Origin of the sequence: Flavobacterium sp. CFS9, assembly GCF_041154745.1 — a bacterium.
Taxonomy (GTDB): Bacteria; Bacteroidota; Bacteroidia; order Flavobacteriales; family Flavobacteriaceae; genus Flavobacterium.
In genome coordinates this window covers 403,389-421,777 of sequence record NZ_AP031573.1, presented here as the reverse complement: position 1 = coordinate 421,777, position 18,389 = coordinate 403,389, and the positions used below count along the sequence as shown (strand labels likewise).

Genomic DNA, 18,389 nt, shown 5'->3' with positions numbered 1-18,389 from the left:
CAGTCTGACATATCGGCAATTTGTAAATACTGTAAACGGCTTTCAAAAATATGAAGATGTTAAAAGTCGGGAGCGGTGGTTGATTACACGAAAATTAATGTACGGTTCCATGTCTCCTTATGCAAAAGAGAATTTTAAAGAAACTGATATTATTAAATTCCCGTGGGAAGAAAAAGCACTTATAGAATTATCGGAAAAAGAACATAATTTGATGCTGGAATATGAGCAAAAAAGTATAGCTTTTTTTGATAATTACGACAAGAAAAAAGCGCAAAAATTATTAAGTGAAAATTAGATAGGGTTGGTTAGTTTGTTTTGTTTTTTAGTTTAGATGGGAAAAAGTTCTGATTAATTTCAGGGCTTTTTTTTTGTTATCAATGATAACAATTTAGGGCTTTTCGAGGTGGTATTTTTACTAAAATATTACTTCAATGTTAGGTGGTTTAGCAAGTATCAATGTAAAGTTTCAGGTCGATTTATCTCAGTTTTCAACTGGGATGCAAAACGCATTGCGTAGTATAGATAAGTTTGGTCAGAAAATGCAACAAATGGGGCGTACGATGACAACATTTGTTACTGCTCCTCTCTTAGCGGCTGCCGGTGCGGCTGTGAAATTTGCTTCAGATTATCAAGAAAGTTTAAATAAGGTAGATGTTGCTTTTGATACATCTTCCGGTGCTGTCAAGGAGTTTGGAAAAACGGCTTTAGAAACCTATGGTATTGCCGAAGGTACTGCTTTGGATATGGCGGCGGCTTATGGCGATATGGGGACATCAATGGGGTTAACAACCGCTCAAGCGGGGAAAATGTCTACAGCTTTGGTTGGTTTGGCGGGTGATCTTTCTTCTTTTAAAAATATTGGTATAGATCAAGCTAATACTGCCTTATCTTCGATATTTACGGGTGAAACAGAATCTTTAAAGAAATTGGGTATTGTAATGACGGAGCAGAATTTGCAAGAGTTTGCTTTGTCAAAAGGTATTAAAACCCGAATTAAAGATATGGATCAGGCTTCTAAGGTAAATCTTAGGTATGCTTATGTAATGGAAGCTACTTCTAATGCTCATGGCGATTTTGCAAGGACTGGAGGGGGTGCGGCTAATCAATCAAGAATTTTTAAAGAGTCTCTTAAAGAGCTTGGTCAAATGTTTGGTCAGGTTATTTTACCATATTTTACAAAGGCAATTACCTCTGTGAACGGATTTCTGAAAGGATTGATGGGAATGTCTGAGGGGTCAAAAGTAACAATTGTAGCGGTGGCAGGTTTGGCGGCTGCTATTGGGCCATTGTTGATAGGAATAGGAGCTGTGGCTTCAACAATTCCTCTTTTAGTATCTGGTTTTATGGCGCTAAGAACTGCTGTTATGGCAACTTACGCTGTTATAGCTGCGAATCCTTTCGCCGTACTTGTCTTAGTTGCTCAAGCAGCAGCAATGGCAATGCTTGTATATGCCGTTAATACAAAAAAAGTTGCAACTGCTCAGGATGATTTAAATGAAGCTATAAAAAAAGGAGATCAAAATGCAGTTGCGGAAATAGCGACATTAGATAAGTTGTATGCGTCGGCAACAAATACAAAATTATCTACAATCGAAAGAAAAAAAGCTGTAGATGATTTGCAAGCGTTATATCCGGCTTACTTTAAAAATCTTAAAGACGAGATTGTTCTTAATGGTTATGCAAAAAATACTTACGATGAGCTTCGTGAAGCAATATTTAATAAAAGTAGGGCGACGGCAATTGATAATGAATTGCAAAAGCGTGCAAACGAGCGTGTAGAGCAGGAGATAAAACTTCGTAATAACATTGCTGCAACTGAAGCGGAAATTGTAAGGCTAAGAAGTGGTGCGAATGTAGTTGTAATTCAGGAAGCAAATGCGGCTGAAAAAACAGCTCGTATTACGATGACTAAATCGGAGTTGATTGCAAGACAAACGGAGTTGCTGAGAATTCAAAATGCAGAACTTAAGAAATTTAATGAAGATAATTTAAAAGCTGATGAAGTATTATTTTCAGCTAAAGAAGAATATTTGAAGAAAACGGGTAAGCTTGAAGAGAATGAAAAGCTTAAGCTTCAGGATATTAAAATAGGTACGGATGCCATTAAAGATAGTATCAGTGCTCTAAAGCCTGGTACTATTGCGTATTATGAAAGTCTTATAAAGCTTCAGCAAGAAGAACAGAAGAATAATGTTTTAAGTAATGCTGAATGGCTTAAAAAGCAAGCTATAATTGATTCTTATCAAAAGAAGATTGATGAGATAACTAAAAAACAGCAAGTTAAATTACCGCGCCCTGCTTTGCCTGATGCGACTAGTTTTGATGGAATTGTTCCTTCGTTCTCTTTAGAAGATTTAAAAGGTCAGTTATCTTACTTTGAAAAATTAAGGGAACAGTTTTCTACAACTGCCGAAGAGTACAAAAGGTTAACCACTCAAATAAATAATACTAAAATTAAAATTGATGCTATTGAAGGGGCTGAAGAGTTAAATACAAAAATAGTTAAGTTAACTGAAGCTCAAAAGAGGATGGCTGAAGTGGCTGAGTTAACAAGTAAAGGTGTAAGTGATGCTTTTTCGGGATTAGCGAGTTCTCTTGTTGAGTCTCTAGGGCTTGCTAAAAATGGCTTTGGTGGTTTTCTTGCTGGAATGATTCAAACCGTGACAAAGTTGATAGCTATGATGTTAGCTTCGGCTATTTCACAATCTATTGCAGGTGCTACTGCATCCGGTACGGCTACTGGTCCAGCAGCTGTTTTTACAACACCTGCATTTATTGCTACTGCTATAGGTGGAGTTTTGGCGGCTTTTGCTGCAATTCCAAAATTTGCAACTGGTGGCATTGTCGGAGGTTCTTCTTTTTTTGGTGATAAAATTTTGGCGCGTGTAAATAGTGGTGAGATGATTTTTAATAGTGATCAACAACGTAGTTTGTATAATATGTTGTCAGGTGCTGGGTCTAATGTTAACATTACATTGGGCGGGGGATTTGTTTTGGATGGTAATAAATTAAGATTGGTTCTTGATAGGACTGATAAACGTAATTCAAGAATTGGCTAATGAGTTATTATGTAGATATAATTGATACACTATCACCGGATACAAAACTTGTGATTGAATATGCTTCAGCATCTGGGATTGTATTGAGTTGGAATGGTTCTGATACAAAAGATGATTTATCAATTGTATCTAGTGATTTAAAATTTGATATGCTTACTAGAACTGCGGAGGATGGTGCTTTTATTAAACTTTTTACGGGTGATGAAAAGAGGTTTAAAGTTCTGATAAAAAGCTATGAAAGTGATGCTATAATTTGGCAAGGACATATTTTACCTGATTTATATTCAGAGCCGTATAAAGGAGTTTCATTTTTTGTTTCTTTTGGGGCTACTGATGGTTTGGGTAGACTAAAAGGGCGCTATTTGCCGGATGACTATTATAGTAAAGAAAAATCTTTGATAGAGATACTTTGTAAGATACTATCGTTAACAGGGCTTGATTTGGATTTATATTTTAGTCCGGCAATTGTAAATTTTGTAAATAAAGATTGGAATACAATCTATTTAGATACCATACATTTTTTAGATAAAAAGAAAAAAGATGCGTACAGTATTTTGGATATGTTGCTAAAGGATACAATGTGTGTGTGTTTTCAAGCTGATAATCGTTGGTATATCGAAGGTTTAAATGTTCGTCAGTTACGTAAAGTTAAGTACGAGGTATACAGTGTTACTAATGCTGTATATAAAGGTGTCTATGAGTTAAATCGATTATTAAAAAAAATCACTCCGTTAGCAGAACCATTTATTACAATGATTCCTCCTTACAATGAAATAGCTGTAACTCATAAGAAAGTAGTTCCAAATTTTCCTAAAACAATAGCTGCTGATGAAAATGCTGGTTGGGCTATAGTATCAGGCGTTGTAGGTGAAATCTATTCTACAGATTGGATTGGGCATGGTGGTATGTTGGAGAAGTGTGTTGCACCATCTTATGCTCCGCGAATCTATCACAGAGGAACGGAGGAAGGTGGAGCTTATAGACATACGGACTTTCCGCAGGATAACACTCGTTTTTTGTCTCTGAGAAAAAAAATTTATTATAAAAAAGGACAAAGGATAAATATTAATATTGAATTTGGTTTAAAAAGATATTATGAGGTTATTCCTCCTCCTGAAAATATTGAGACGTGGAAAAATGCATTCAAGTATGAAATTCTATTTAATGGTGATGTTATCTATGGAAATGCTGATTATAATATAATTTATTTTGAAGATCTAAATTTTGACACAGGAGGTAAGGCAACTTTAAGTATAGACCATATATTTCCATCTGAAGGTTTGTTTGATGTGAAAATTTATGGACTTACAGGTGTTTTACAGGAAACAAATTTAGAATGCATAATTATAAATAAAGCTGAGATTAAAGTTTTTGGATTTATCGAAGATCAAAGAGAAGTTGATTTAATAAGTGGTGAGTTTTCTATTGATAAAGAAGTCGAACTGACTTTTGCTGATGATAGTTCCGGTATGTCTGCTGGATTTAGATTAAGCAAATTAAATGGAGAAACAGATTTCTTTGTGATTATCGATGTTCCTGTTTTGCATTCATTTGAATTGAATAATAAAAAGTATTTGCAATTACAGTTAGCTGGGGTTAATCTTGTGGATGAAAATAGATATAATGTTTACTCTGTGCTGGATAATTCTTTGGTTGAAGTTATAGATGTGTTCTATAATTTTAAAGATGGTGAGCAGATGGTTATTGAGACGAATAAATTTTACAATGAAGGATTGTATGTAAAAAAATATGCGTCTGATGATATTGAGGAATCAAGATTAAATTGGGAGCAGTGGACTGATGTTGTTTACAAAATTGAGAAAAGTAATTATGCAAAAATTATAGCAAATATAAATCGTAGAATTTTTAATACAGCAGTTGAAAAAATTGATCTTGATGTGAAAAATTCTGTAAAATTCAACGATATAATATTGTTTAATTATGTTTTTGAAAAAGATTTTTTTGTTTTAAACTGTTCCTGGAATTTAGATGATAACCGAACTACTCTAGTGTTGGGGCGTAGTTTTTATAAAGACGTGGGAACTACTATTCCTGAAGATAAAAATATACCGCCTATAGTGTTGGCGGGTAATGATATTTACATGTCGGAAGATCAGAATTCAATAGTTTTAAACGCAACGGCCTATGATCCTGATGGTGATATTGTTAATGTTGTGTGGACTAAGGAGGTTGGGGGATTTGGGGATATAATCGTGTCTCCAAATAATCTTTCTACCGTTATAAAAAATTTAATAGAAGATTACTATAGATTTAAGATTGAAGTAACAGATAATGATGGTGATAAAGCGAGCGATTTTATTGATGTGTACAGAGTGAAAACATCTAATGTGGCTTTAGATTTAATTTCAGAAACTACAACTTCTCCTTTACAGAGCTATTACTTGTATAGGATCTATAAGTTAAATATTGATCCAAATTTACCTGTAAATGCTATTGTTTCGTTTTCCGGTCTTTTGAAAACAGAAGCTATTTATAGAAATGAAGCAGATTCTATTATTGCTGAATGTGGGGTGATAAAGAACGGGGTTGTTTTAACTCAATCTTATATTAAGCATGGTAATAATCCAAAAAAAGTAGAATTGAGCTTTTCTTTCAACTGTATCAGTACTGACGAAATTACTTTCTATACCAGAAATTCAATAAAAAATCATGGCAATAATTACTCTTACTCTGAAATAAACATTGGAACATTTGTAATTGTAAGTGGTGACCTTGTTATTACCGGATTACCAATACAAAAGATTTCGAATATAGGAACTGCTTAAATTTTGCATTATGGATATTAAAAGAATTGGTGTTGGGAGTCTAAAAGACCCAGGAATTGATCACAGTATTATTAATCCACAGCCGGGTTATTTCACTTTTGATAATAAAACGATAACATTTGATAGTTTGGTTGATACGTTTGATTTTGATATTGTCCTATTGCCTCCGGTTGTAAAAAGAGATTATTCAGAGAGAGATTATTTAGAAATAGATTATAAGTAAAAAAATGGCAGATATAACAGAAAATCAAGTTAGGGAGTTTATTGCTACCGAATTGTTGAGTGAATCCAAAATTACGGCTATGAGTCATCGTAGTGTTGAGAATAAGATAATGGATTTTGTGATTCAGGAGTTTGCTAAAGTTGCAAAATCAAAAGTTTTGATTTTGGATTCGTTTACTACAGATAGGAATTATTCAGTTTCTACAGGACTTCCGGTGAGTGCAGTGATTGATAGTGTGATTGTCATGTTAATGTGTAAAACTGCGATCAAAGGTTTTGTGCAGGGTGATGTTGTTACTGCGCCAACGCCTTATCCTGAAGATGGAGGTAGAACCTATGCGCAAGGAATAGGTGTGTTGTATAATAATACGAGTAACAGTACAATAAAAATAATGGTAAATGACCAGTTAACTATAATGGGGGCGTATAAATCAGCTTCTGGTGCGACAGCTGATCCGGTTATTTTTTCGGGAGGTGAAACGGCTAACTGGGTTATTAAATTAATCGTCGGATATAAATGATTTTTAATATGGTTATTAAGTATATAAATATTGGAGTATCTCCAAATGACAAAACAGGAACACCTGCAAGACAGGCAGGGCAAATTATAAACGATAACTTTGATTACTTGAACAATAGGATTGCAACTGTTCAAAATCCAGATATGGTTCTGAAAAAAGGAGATATCGAGACTAATGGATTGAACGTTCATGTAGATGCTGATGCCTTTGAATGGCGTATAAATCTTCTTGAGTTTGTTGATAATCCTGAGTATAATGCGGTATTGGATTCTGCGGAAGATGGCTACTATAGAAAGGATGTTTTACTTGGTAATGATACTGGTGGTTATCATATCTTTAAAGGTGTTGAAGATCCGGTTTCTGCTACTGAACCAAATTTATTTCCAAACGGAACAATTAAGCTTGGTGTTATTGATATTTATGGTGCAACCGTAATCGGGGTTGTTGTTCCTATAGATGATTTTGAGAAAGTTGTTAATAAAGCGACTGACTTCACTACGGTGAACAATGATTTGTATCCAACTGTAGAAGCTGTAAAAATGTATGCAGATAACCTGCTTGTTGGCGTTATAAATCTTAGAGGTACTTGGGATGCTTCAGCTAACTTATTTCCTATTAGTGGAGGAAGTGGCACATCAGGAGCGATACAAAAAGGAGATTTATGGTATGTTTCAGTAGCTGGAGTGTTGGCAGGGAAATCTGTAAATGTAGGCGATAGTTTTTTTGCACTTACAAATGTGCCAAATCAAACACCTGCTAATTGGAATGTTATCGAGTCTAATATTGGGTATGTTCCAGCAAACGATGCAAATGTGCTACACGCTATAGGTAATGAAAGTTTTTCAGGCTTAAAATCTTCAACAAATACAACTAATTCCCAATCTAGCGGATTAGATTTGACAAATAATGGAGGAGCTCCTGGATCTACTGTGTTTAAAATAACTAATTCATCGACAGGAAGAGGAGGGCAGGTTACTAATAGCGGCGGAGGATCTGGTTTTTTCATAATAAATAACAGTAATGGGAACGGTTTGGCTTCCGTTAACAATGGAATAGGAAACGCATTCACATCTGCAAATAACTCATCAGGTACGGGATTTGCTGCCTCTAACACCTCGACCGGAAGCGGTATATATTCTGTAAACGATTCTAGCGGTATAGGTATCATATCTAACGGGTCATCCGGCTCTACGGGATTTGTATTCGCAGGACAAAATAATGGATCAAACACATTCACCCTAACTAAAACGGGTGATGTAGTTTTGAATTCATTAACTGTCACTACATTGCCTCCTACGAGCGTTGGAGCTTATGATATATTGACTCGAAATAACACCACTGGCGTTTTGGAAAAAATATCTAGTTCTTCATTTGCATTGGACAGTAATGCCGTTCATAAAACTGGACCCGAAGGTATAGGTGGTGTAAAGACGTTCTCTGATTACATTCAATTTTCTACAGACGTTGGAATTGCTAGTGGTGGCGCATCTCCAATAATTATGAGATCAGGAAATCATATAGGTATAGCGTCGACTACATTATCGGGGGTGGCTAGATTAGATACGAAAGCAATAACAGGAACGCCTAAAACCTTTGCTTTCCCAAATAAAGACGGTGTGTTTGCTATGACGTCAGATTTACCCGTAATCTTAACGGGAACTGCTACTTTAGACTTTCCTAATACGGATGCAGGAACCTCTCAAGATTTAACTATTACTGTTGCTGGCGCTGCGATTGGAGATGTAGTATCTCTTGGTGTGCCTTTTGCCTCCGTCGAACCTAATACTGTATATACAGCCTTCGTTAGTGCGCCCAATACAGTAACTGTACGTTTCGGAAATTTAGATACATCAGTTGCAAGAAATCCCGCTTCAGGTGATTTTAAGATTAAAGTGTTCAAGTAGTAAACACTTTAATAAAGTGCAATTCTTAAATTAATTATCATATGATTTTAAAATACATACCAGACGGTTCCTTGCTTATTGGTTTACTTATTCTTTTTGTTTTGGACTTTGTTTTTGGTGTTACAAAAGCTACGATGACAAAGCAGATAAGAACTTCAGAGGGCTTTCGTAAGACATTTACAAAATTTATTCAGTATGGAGGATCAATAATAATTGGTATGGTTCTTTTAAACATCAGGAGCGTTAGCGATAGTAAATTAGGAAATCAGTACTCAGGTGTATTTGGTGATTTTATGATAGGAATTATGATCTATATCGAAGTCGTTTCTATTCTTGAAAATATGGAGGTAATTGGTAATAATAATGATTTTGTTAGATATTTTATCCGGCCAGTTCGCAGGCTAATCACTTTTCAAATTAAAAACTTATTCGCTGATTCAGGGAATGTAATAACTAAATAAAAAATGGACAAAGTAACAAAAGAAAGAATTAATCAGTTGCACCCAGCTGTGCGTGTGGAAATGACAAATATTGTTGATGAATGTAATAAAGTTCTAACCGGACGCGCTCAGATCAGAATCACACAAGGGTTGCGAACATTTGCTGAACAAGATGATTTGTATGCACAAGGAAGGACTAAGCCAGGTAAAAAATTGACTAATGCCAAAGGCGGGCAGTCTGTGCATAACTACGGTTTTGCGGTCGATGGGGTTTTGATTATTGATGGAAAAACAGCAAGTTGGGATTTTAAAAAAGATTTTGACGGAGATAGTGTAGCGGACTGGGATGAATGTGTTAAGATATTCGCGAAATATGGCTGGAGCTGGGGGGGTAACTGGACATCCTTTAAGGACATGCCACATTTCGAAAAGATCGGTTTTAATAACTGGCGAGTACTTCAGAATAAAAAAAGAGATAAAAACAATTATGTAATCATTTAGTATGCAACTATCATTATTTACCCAGAATTTAAAAACAATCGCGATTCTTGTGTTTGCTTTGGTGGCAGTTTGGTTTTATAAAGATTATACTTTTCAAAAAGCAGAAAATGAACGACAAACAGAAAATGCCAGTCAGTTAAGAAAGTTAGATAGTTTAAGATTCTCTAACCAGGTATTATCGCCTAAAGAAATTGATGATCATATTGCTTATAATGATCCTGAATTAAAGAAAAAGCTGGATGCTGCTAACATTAAAATTAACAGAATTGAAAGTCTGATTTCTCAAACCTTAAAATATCGTGATACAACAAAACGTGAAAGTGATGTTTCCGGATTGGTTGAAGCGATTAAGAACAGTATTCCAAGGGAGCAGGTTTGGATTGATACAACTAAATGTATGACAGTTGCCGGAGTTGCTTCTTTTGATGGTCAAAAGTTAAAGGTTGTAGTAAATGATCGTCAGTTTAAAAGTAAAACTGATGCTGTCGCTTACTGGGAGCGTAAGCAGTGGAGTTTTTTAGGTCTTAAGACTCGTTTTTTGGGAAAGAAACAATTTACTTCAAAAGTATTTGATGAGTGCGGAGAATCGAGAATAATGAAAATTGAAAAGAAGAAATAGTTTATTTGTGTTCAGGATGTAAAAGCAGTGCTATTAAGGTGCTGCTTTTTTTGTTTAAACCTCGCAAATCTATAGTGCTAAAATATTTGGTGCATTAGATAAATGTTAAAATTCAAAAATACTTACGCTTTTTGTGTAAGTATTGAAAGAATTGTTGTATATTTGTAGAGTAGAATTGAAACAATTATTAACAATTTAAATTTAAAACAATGATTTCACTAGAAGAGTACGAAAAAGCTCTCGGTATTGTACATAAGTACCATGAGCAAATTAGATTAGAATCGATAGAAATTAAAGAACTTATCGATCGAAGAACAGAAGAAACGTTCATAGAATTAAAAGATGTTCAACCAGGTGACTTTGTAAAATGCGTCAACGTACATGGCGCAAGTCACTTTACAAAAGACGAAAAGTATGAAGTACTAAGAGTCCAATGGACACAGTTTGAAATTTTGAACGATAAAGGGGTTAAGAAGTGGCACCGATTTTCAAATAAGCACTTCAAATTAATTTAACATTATTAACTGAGAGGGGTCAAAAGACCTCTCTTTAAAAACAAAACGCATCATGAAAAAAGCACATAATAGAAAAAGAAATATATTTCTAAATTGGTTAATGTACAGCTTCTTAGTTAAATTCATTGAAGCTGAGCTTACATTTCAAATTCAGTTTGTTGAAAACGGTAATACAGTATCAACTCAGCAAATGTACATTGTGCCACAAATAGGCTCAAAAGTAGAAGTTATTAGAGTTGAATTTGCTGAAGAAATCACCAGGTTATTTTTAGTAGAAGATGTGATTTATTCTTCTTTTGGATCTGCCAATAAAATAATTGGAAGATTTATCGCTTAATCTAATAAATAAAAAAAACCTCTCTTTTGAGAGGTTTTTACCTTTTGTAGAAAGGAAACTTAATTATTAAAATTAAATTTGCTGTAAATATAATCAAATGGAAACAGAAATTTTAATTTCGTTGATAGAGAAATCTGAACTTTCTCAACGGCAATTTGCGGCAAAGGTTAATGTTCCGGAAACTAGGATTTCGGAATGGCTAAAAGGCACACGTAATCCTAAAATGACTTCGTTAAGAAATTTTGCTGAAATTCTTGGTTTTGAAATAGTGGTTTCCTATGAGGTTAATAAAATATAGGTACTATGTATAACACAGTAGTTGCCACTGATTTTTAAATTGTTATGATTTGGATCAGAAGTTTTGATAAAAAATGGTTGATTCTGTTTTAATTTTGTCTTGGTGAATTTTTACTACAATGACTAAGAAGGAAGAATTATTAATTGATGCTCATATTTGGAAAAGGAAAGAATTTGCATTTATTACCTTGTGGGGCGTCTTGGAAAAGGATAAAACGTTCTATAATAATTCGTTGGAAGGGTTGATTCAGTATGGTAATGTGTTGTGTAAGATTGTTGGTAAAGATGATGTTGTGGGGTTGACAAAAATATTAAATCATCTCGGATTGAATTTTGAGTTTGTTGCTTCGGGACTAAAGCTTATGGAAAATTCTAAATTGGATTATAGAGAAAATGTAATGAATAAAAAAGCGTCTTTTGTTGATTATGGTTATGAGAAAAAATTTAATCGAATTGTAAAAGATGAGCCTGAAGATGATAAAATTGGGTGGTCTGATCGAAAATTAAAAAAATAATTGATAGTTTATTAATTATAGTAAAACCCGCTGTTATGGCGGGTTTTTTATTTAGAAATCAGGTGATTTTTCAATTATTTGTTGTCTATTAACCTCTTTTACAACCTTAGCATATCTTAAAGTCATCATTTTTGAGGTGTGGCCATAGAGTTCTCTTAGTGCATCAAGTTCAATTCCTGCCAGTATTTTCTTGTTTGCTCCGAGATGCTTTAATGAGTACATGTCTACATCGATATTGGATTCTGTTTTAATAAGCTTTCTCCATAATTTAGATGCTGTATCTCTGCTTAATCTTTTCGCTCCAGGAACGAAATCTAAATTCTTTTTTAAACCTCTGTTTGAATGTTCCCGTCTTGAACCGAATGCATAAAAGTTTGGGTTGTAAATATGTAGATGCATTTCCTCGAAAAATGATTTTAAGTAATGATTGATAGGTACGATTCTCTCTTTGTCGGTTTTTGTTATTTCGGGTGGTAAAATGATTTGAGAGTTTTTTAAGTCTATCATTTTTATTTGCAAAAAAAGTAATTCTTCGGGTCTTATTCCTGTGTGGAAAATTGAAATTATGTATGGATAAAAACTTGGGAAATCATTTAGTATTTTTTCTTTAATAATTTTTACTTGATCATCTGACGCTGGTTTAAATCCGGTAACTTCACTAACTCTTAAGGCTCTTATACCGTGTGCTGGATTATGGTCTATAATATCCCACTGTAACAACTCTGAAAGGATGGCTTTTAAATATCCTAAATTTTTGTTATAAGATTTGTTAGACCATTTTCGCTGTTTTTGTGTTTTTTCAAGAATTAATTTTATATGAACTCTTTTGGTTTCACAAATAAGAAGGTTTTTTGTATTTGTTGGGACTAAAGCGCTTTTTATGAATTTAACAGTGCTTTTGTAGCCGCATAATGTTTTTGCGCCAAGTGTTTGAGCTTTTTTTTCGATTGCAAAATCTAATGCTTCGCTAAATGTCATATTACTAAAGGTGTTTACAACGTCGGGAATGTTTGGATTCCAGCCGTTCCTTAGTTTTTCATGCAAAACATCTCTTATTGAATTTGCTTCAATAAGTCGTTTCTTGTAGTTATTAATGTAGTTGATTCCGAATTTATAACGGAAAAGTTTTTGGTTGTATCTAAAATAGACAAACCAAGATTTAGAAAGGTCTTCATATTTGACCACCTTTGGAGTAGAGTAAATTGATTTCATTTTAATTTGTTTTAAAATTAAAATGCTTGCGGGGACATTAAATCAATTACTTAAATTTTGTTCTCTTTTTGTTCTCTTTTTTTTAATTTTATAGATAACTGCCTGAAAATCAGGCAGTTATAGTGGAGTCGCCGGGAATCGAACCCGGGTCCAAACAAGCAACTAAAGAGCTTTCTACACGCTTATTTCCTGATTGAATTTTCGATGTTGAGCCAGGCCAGAAACAACCACCCAACACTTATCTTCTTAATTTTCGAAATCTACCCGAAGCTCATAGAAATCTAGGTTTATTTTTACGGTTCCCCTGAACGGAACGCCACAAACCAAGGCTTTCCAGGAGAATCCAGCTTCCCTACCTTGTAGAGACGTGGCGCAATCGTACTATGATTCGGATTAAGCAGCTAAAGCGTAATTATTTTCGCCGTGTAAAAGTTCGAGATCTTATATTTACGAGCAAGGTCTCAATGCTCGACGTGCTTACTTTTCAATTCGACTTGCTGTCAAAACCAGTCGACCCCAAAAATGAGTTTGCAAATTTATACTATTTGCAGTTAGTTTTGTAATAAATTTTTCAGAAAATTGTATTATTCAATTTAGTTGAAAGTCGAAAGTTGTAAAGTTTTTAAAGTCAAATGCTTACTACCGGTTTCTTCTTTTTGTTTTCTCGCAACTGATGGTGTTTAAAAAAGATTAAAACCAATATTGACAGCCGCTTTAGGACTTTTGATATTTAACTATTGTATCATTCTTCATCCTTGAAGTTAAACGGATAATCTCCAAAAATCGGTGCCAGTTTGCGAACCGCATAGGTATTTCGGGTCATTTTGTTTGACAAGGCAATAATGGTCACGTGCTCTTTCATTAAAGTAATATAAGAAGACGTATTACCGTGCCACCATCCATTGTGGAAATAAAAATTCTGTCCCGTTTCCCAATTGATCATTCTGATTCCTAAACCATAATTTTTGGTTCCTTTACGCTCATTACTGTATCCTGTGTAGACTTGTTTCAGTAAGGCAGGTTTTAGAAAATCAGGTGAATTTCTGGCGCGATCAAATTTTAATAGATCTCGCACTGTTGAAAAGATATTCTTGTCCCCGTAAACATTGTCCAGATAATCAAAACCAATTTCTACACCATTACCTTTATAAGAAGGAACAATTTTCTTTCTGTCCTTATCATCGTCAAAAACGTAGGTGTGTTTCATTCCCAAAGGTTTGAAAATCATCTGGTGCATGGCTTCTTTATACGTTAATCCCGTAATTTTTTCAATAATTAGCGCAAGCATTGCATAATTGGTGTTGCAATAGCTAAAACGCGTTCCGGTTCTGGATTCCAAACCAATGTTTTTGGTCGCCAGAATGTCCAGGATATCTTTATTGGTAAGCTGATTGTGCCTGTCCCAAACCGATTTGTCTCTGTCTGTAAAATAAGCATAATTACGCATTCCGGTACGGTGGTCCAGCAGCATTCTGATGGTACAGTCTTCGTACGGAAAGGTTTTTAGAATCGTATTTACCTTTTGATCTAAATCGATCTTACCGGCATTAACCAGTTTTAAAACAGCAGTAGCAGTCAGAACCTTACTCACAGAAGCGATCTGAACAGGAGTTTCTGCGGTAATTTTGGTGCCTTCGTTTTTATTGGCAAAACCATTATAGCGTTCGAAAATAATCTGACCGTTTCGGGCGACCAAAAAACTTCCGTTCATCGTATTGTTGGGCCAGTTTTTATTGTAAAAGTGATTTATTCTTCCTGCAACTGAATTGATATAGGCCTGCGAAATTCTTTTTTCAGGACCTAACGGTTTCATTTTTGGTAAAGTATCTTCTATTGTATTGGTAGTATCGGCGGTAGTTTTTTTATCATTACCACAAGAACTTAAAACTAATAACAGAAAAAGTATTTGTGGTATATTTGTTTTTTTAAGGAGGCTCATTTTCATCATTCTTTAAAAACAAATATATAGAATTCAATATTTATGTTTTGCTGTTTTGATATGCTTCAAAAGCATGATTTAACAAAAAATTAAGATTTTGTTTATTTATTTGGTTGTTTGTCAGCTTTTAACGGTTTTTGAACATTCTAAATTGTATTTTTTCAACAAAATTTTAACTAAATTTGTTATATTTGAAACAAATAAGATGTAAAAAGTTATATTAATAATTATTTTAAACCCGTTTAAATGAAATTTGGAATCATAAAAGAAAGAAAAAACCCGCCGGACCGCAGAGTTGTTTTTGCTCCTAATGAACTTACAAAATTGAAACAGCTTTATCACGAAGCAGTAGTTGAGGTAGAGAGTTCTGATATCAGGATTTTTTCGGATATACAATATAAAAGTATGGGAATCACCGTTACGGAAGATGTTTCGAATTGTGATGTATTATTTGGTGTAAAAGAAGTTCCGGTTGAGAATTTGATTCCGAACAAGGCTTATTTTTTCTTTTCGCATACTATTAAAAAACAGCCTTATAACCGAAAATTGTTACAGGCTATTTTGGAAAAAAATATCGATTTATACGATCATGAAACGATAGTAGATGCTCACAACCGCCGCTTAATTGGGTTTGGAAGATATGCGGGAATGGTTGGCGTTTACAACGGAATTCGCGCTTTCGGGATCAAGTTTGAGTTGTTTAAGCTGCCAAAAGCAGAATCACTTGACGGAAAAGAGGCTTTAATCAAACATTTGAAGCGTATTACCATGCCGGCTCTGAAATTTGTGATTACCGGAACGGGTAAAGTAGGGAGTGGTGCCAAAGAGATTCTGGATGCGATAAAAATAAAAGAGGTTACAGTTGACAATTATCTGACTAAAAATTATGCGCAGGCTGTTTATGTACAGTTAGACGTTTTAGAGTACAACAAACGTATTGACGGTCAGGTGGTTGATTTTAAAGATTTTGTAGCGCATCCGGAAGAATATGTTTCTGATTTTGAGAAATTTACAAAAGTAACCGATATTTATTTCGCAGGTCATTTTTATGCAACAGGAGCCCCGATGATCTTAACCCGTGAAATGCTGAATGCAAACGACTGCAAATTAAAAGTAGTGGCTGATATTTCCTGCGATGTAAACGGACCAATTGCCTGTACGTTAAGATCTTCGACAATTGCAGATCCTTTGTACGGTTATTTTCCTTTAGAAGATAAAGAAGTAGATCTTTTTCATCCTGCGGCAGTAGCAGTGATGGCGGTTGATAATTTACCGTGCGAAATTCCGAAAGATGCAAGTGAAGGTTTCGGAGAGCAATTTATGGAACATGTTATTCCGGCTTTCTTCAACGGTGATAAAGACGGCATCCTAAAACGTGCCAAAATAACCGAAAAAGGAAAACTAACAGAGCGATTCAGTTACCTCCAGGATTATGTAGACGGGAAATAGAAACTTTGTTTCAAGTTTCAGGTTATTAAAAAAAGGAGAAAATTTAAAATTTTCTCCTTTTTTTAATTAAACTCTTTTTTATTTGTTCAATACTTCAACCTGAAACTTGAAACAAAAAAAATTAAACCATTTCCTCAGGTTTCACCCAGGCATCAAAATCTTCCGGGCTAACGTATCCTAAGCGAACAGCTTCCTCTTTAAGTGTAGTTCCGTTTTTGTGAGCGGTTTGAGCAATTTCGGCAGCTTTGTAATAGCCTATTTTAGTGTTTAAAGCGGTAACCAGCATTAGTGAATTGTCAACCAATTCTTTTATACGCTTGTAATTCGGTTCGATTCCCTGTGCGCAATGTTCATCAAAGGAAACGCAGGCATCTCCTAATAATCTTGCCGATTGCAGGAAGTTGGCCGCCATAACCGGTTTGAAAACATTTAGTTCATAATGTCCCTGCATGCCGCCAACAGCGATTGCCATATCATTTCCAATCACCTGAGCACAAACCATAGTTAAAGCTTCACATTGGGTTGGATTTACTTTTCCGGGCATGATAGACGATCCAGGTTCGTTTTCCGGAATGTGAATTTCACCAATTCCCGAACGCGGTCCCGAAGCTAACATTCTGACATCGTTTGCAATTTTGTTCAGAGCTACGGCCAATTGTTTTAATGCTCCATGAGTCTCTACAATTGCATCGTGTGCTGCCAAAGCTTCAAATTTGTTCTCGGCAGTAACAAAAGGATGGTTGGTGAATTTTGCAATATACTCTGCTACTTTCACATCGTATCCTTTTGGAGTGTTCAATCCCGTGCCAACGGCTGTTCCGCCTAAAGCGATTTCAGATAAATGTGCCAAGGTGTTTTTCAGGGCTTTTAATCCAAAAGACAATTGAGCGGCGTAACCTGAAATTTCCTGTCCAAGAGTTAGAGGAGTAGCATCCATAAGATGTGTGCGGCCAATTTTTACAACGGAAGCAAATTCGGTTGCTTTTTTTACCAAAGTAGCGTGTAGTTGTTCAACTCCCGGAATGGTAGTTTCAACAATCATTTTGTAAGCAGCAATGTGCATTCCGGTTGGGAAAGTATCGTTAGACGACTGTGATTTATTTACATCATCGTTTGCTTTTATAAATTGTTCGCCTTCTCCGATGTTATGTCCTTGTAAAACTTGTGCACGATTGGCAATAACTTCATTGACATTCATGTTGCTTTGTGTTCCTGAACCAGTCTGCCAGATGACCAAAGGAAATTGATCGTCTAGTTTTCCTTCAAGAATTTCGTCACAAACTGCTGCTATAGCGTTTCTCTTTTCGATTGGTAAAACGCCCAGATCGTAATTGGCATACGCGGCTGCTTTTTTAAGATAAGCAAAGCCCTCAATGATTTCTTGTGGCATAGATCCTGCCGCACCAATTTTGAAGTTGTTTCTGGAACGTTCTGTTTGTGCTCCCCAATATTTATCTGCCGGAACCTGAACTTCACCCATCGTGTCTTTTTCTATTCTGTATTTCATTATGTTGTATGTAAAAAGTTATCTGTAAAAAGTAGAATGTTTCCTGAAAACTGAAATTTCTTATGAAAATCAATGCACTAGCCCTGATGGCAGCGGCATCCTTTTGTACCGGGGTTCGGGACAAAAGATATAGCGGACAGCAGGAATTAGCTTCTGAAGACTCTCATGTTCTTGTGCATGAGATTGTTCAGTAAAATGGCGGTTATCCATAAGAAAAAAAGCTTATTTAAAATGAGTATAAATATAAGCATAAATGTTATTTTCCGAAAATTGATTTGGATTTTATTGGTAACGAAAAATATAAGACTTACATTTGTCCTTACATTCAAAAATTCCGGAAAACATGTTTGAATTTTCACAGTACTTAGGTTTTTTACTTTTCTTGACCATACTAACTATAGGGTTTTGGTTGATGTTTTTCTTAGTAGGTTTCGTATCTTATTGGGTTACGGGTGCTAGCTGGGAAATGTTCAAAGAGAAAAGAGCAAAGAAAAAGCAAGAACAATCAGCTTAAATTTTAGTTGATTTCAATAAAAAGGACTCGTTTTGCGAGTCCTTTTTTTATG

General features: G+C 35.0%; 17 protein-coding genes and 1 other RNA gene. 14 read left to right on the top strand and 4 right to left on the bottom strand.

Going from position 1 to position 18,389, the window contains the following annotated elements:
• Window positions 1–109: 109 nt before the first annotated feature.
• From ACAM30_RS01580 to ACAM30_RS01520, 13 genes are all read left to right on the top strand, one after another.
• Window positions 110–295: a hypothetical protein gene (locus ACAM30_RS01580; RefSeq protein ID WP_369616912.1), complete on the top strand. Its 186-nt coding sequence runs from the start codon at window positions 110–112 to the stop codon at window positions 293–295.
• A 136-nt stretch (window positions 296–431) separates the two neighbouring features.
• Window positions 432–3,059 (top strand): hypothetical protein, encoded by a 2,628-nt coding sequence (locus ACAM30_RS01575; RefSeq protein ID WP_369616911.1) that lies wholly within the window; start codon window positions 432–434, stop codon window positions 3,057–3,059.
• Entirely contained in the window at window positions 3,059–5,845 is a 2,787-nt protein-coding gene (locus ACAM30_RS01570; protein WP_369616910.1) for a hypothetical protein, read from the top strand. The genes ACAM30_RS01575 and ACAM30_RS01570 overlap by 1 nt, the downstream gene beginning before the upstream one ends.
• 10 nt (window positions 5,846–5,855) lie before the next feature.
• The gene (locus tag ACAM30_RS01565) at window positions 5,856–6,068 is read left to right on the top strand and encodes a hypothetical protein (protein WP_369616909.1); all 213 of its coding nucleotides are present in this window, start codon (window positions 5,856–5,858) and stop codon (window positions 6,066–6,068) included.
• A 4-nt stretch (window positions 6,069–6,072) separates the two neighbouring features.
• Window positions 6,073–6,588, top strand: coding sequence for a hypothetical protein (locus tag ACAM30_RS01560; protein WP_369616908.1), 516 nt, complete (start codon window positions 6,073–6,075; stop codon window positions 6,586–6,588).
• 8 nt (window positions 6,589–6,596) lie between these two features.
• Entirely contained in the window at window positions 6,597–8,492 is a 1,896-nt protein-coding gene (locus ACAM30_RS01555; protein WP_369616907.1) for a hypothetical protein, read from the top strand.
• A 41-nt stretch (window positions 8,493–8,533) separates the two neighbouring features.
• Window positions 8,534–8,953, top strand: a complete 420-nt coding sequence (locus ACAM30_RS01550; RefSeq protein WP_369616906.1) for a phage holin family protein — start codon at window positions 8,534–8,536, stop codon at window positions 8,951–8,953.
• A gap of 3 nt (window positions 8,954–8,956) precedes the next feature.
• Window positions 8,957–9,433, top strand: a complete 477-nt coding sequence (locus tag ACAM30_RS01545; RefSeq protein ID WP_369616905.1) for a M15 family metallopeptidase — start codon at window positions 8,957–8,959, stop codon at window positions 9,431–9,433.
• 1 nt (window position 9,434) lies between these two features.
• Complete coding sequence (locus ACAM30_RS01540; protein ID WP_369616904.1) at window positions 9,435–10,052, top strand: hypothetical protein; 618 nt, start codon at window positions 9,435–9,437, stop codon at window positions 10,050–10,052.
• Between the two features lie 209 nt (window positions 10,053–10,261).
• Entirely contained in the window at window positions 10,262–10,567 is a 306-nt protein-coding gene (locus ACAM30_RS01535) for a hypothetical protein (protein WP_369616903.1), read from the top strand.
• A 52-nt stretch (window positions 10,568–10,619) separates the two neighbouring features.
• Window positions 10,620–10,904, top strand: coding sequence for a hypothetical protein (locus ACAM30_RS01530; protein WP_369616902.1), 285 nt, complete (start codon window positions 10,620–10,622; stop codon window positions 10,902–10,904).
• Window positions 10,905–11,001: 97 nt separating this feature from the next.
• The gene (locus ACAM30_RS01525) at window positions 11,002–11,202 is read left to right on the top strand and encodes a helix-turn-helix domain-containing protein (RefSeq protein WP_369616901.1); all 201 of its coding nucleotides are present in this window, start codon (window positions 11,002–11,004) and stop codon (window positions 11,200–11,202) included.
• 118 nt (window positions 11,203–11,320) lie between these two features.
• Window positions 11,321–11,716 (top strand): hypothetical protein, encoded by a 396-nt coding sequence (locus ACAM30_RS01520; RefSeq protein WP_369616900.1) that lies wholly within the window; start codon window positions 11,321–11,323, stop codon window positions 11,714–11,716.
• A 51-nt stretch (window positions 11,717–11,767) separates the two neighbouring features.
• On the opposite strand, the gene ACAM30_RS01515 is transcribed toward ACAM30_RS01520, so the two are convergent.
• The 3 genes from ACAM30_RS01515 to ACAM30_RS01505 form a co-directional block, all read right to left on the bottom strand.
• Window positions 11,768–12,928, bottom strand: coding sequence for a tyrosine-type recombinase/integrase (locus ACAM30_RS01515; RefSeq protein WP_369616899.1), 1,161 nt, complete (start codon window positions 12,926–12,928; stop codon window positions 11,768–11,770).
• A 120-nt stretch (window positions 12,929–13,048) separates the two neighbouring features.
• Window positions 13,049–13,446, bottom strand: a transfer-messenger RNA (tmRNA) gene (gene ssrA, locus ACAM30_RS01510).
• A 224-nt stretch (window positions 13,447–13,670) separates the two neighbouring features.
• Window positions 13,671–14,873: a serine hydrolase domain-containing protein gene (locus ACAM30_RS01505; protein WP_369618631.1), complete on the bottom strand. Its 1,203-nt coding sequence runs from the start codon at window positions 14,871–14,873 to the stop codon at window positions 13,671–13,673.
• Between the two features lie 240 nt (window positions 14,874–15,113).
• Here ACAM30_RS01505 and ACAM30_RS01500 point away from each other — a divergent pair, with 240 nt between their 5' ends.
• On the top strand, window positions 15,114–16,316 hold the full coding sequence (locus ACAM30_RS01500) for an NAD(P)-dependent oxidoreductase (RefSeq protein ID WP_369616898.1): 1,203 nt from the start codon (window positions 15,114–15,116) through the stop codon (window positions 16,314–16,316).
• A gap of 121 nt (window positions 16,317–16,437) precedes the next feature.
• Here the strand turns inward: ACAM30_RS01500 and fumC are convergent, their stop codons facing one another.
• Entirely contained in the window at window positions 16,438–17,823 is a 1,386-nt protein-coding gene (gene fumC, locus ACAM30_RS01495) for a class II fumarate hydratase (protein ID WP_369616897.1), read from the bottom strand.
• Between the last annotated feature and the right edge of the window lie 566 nt (window positions 17,824–18,389).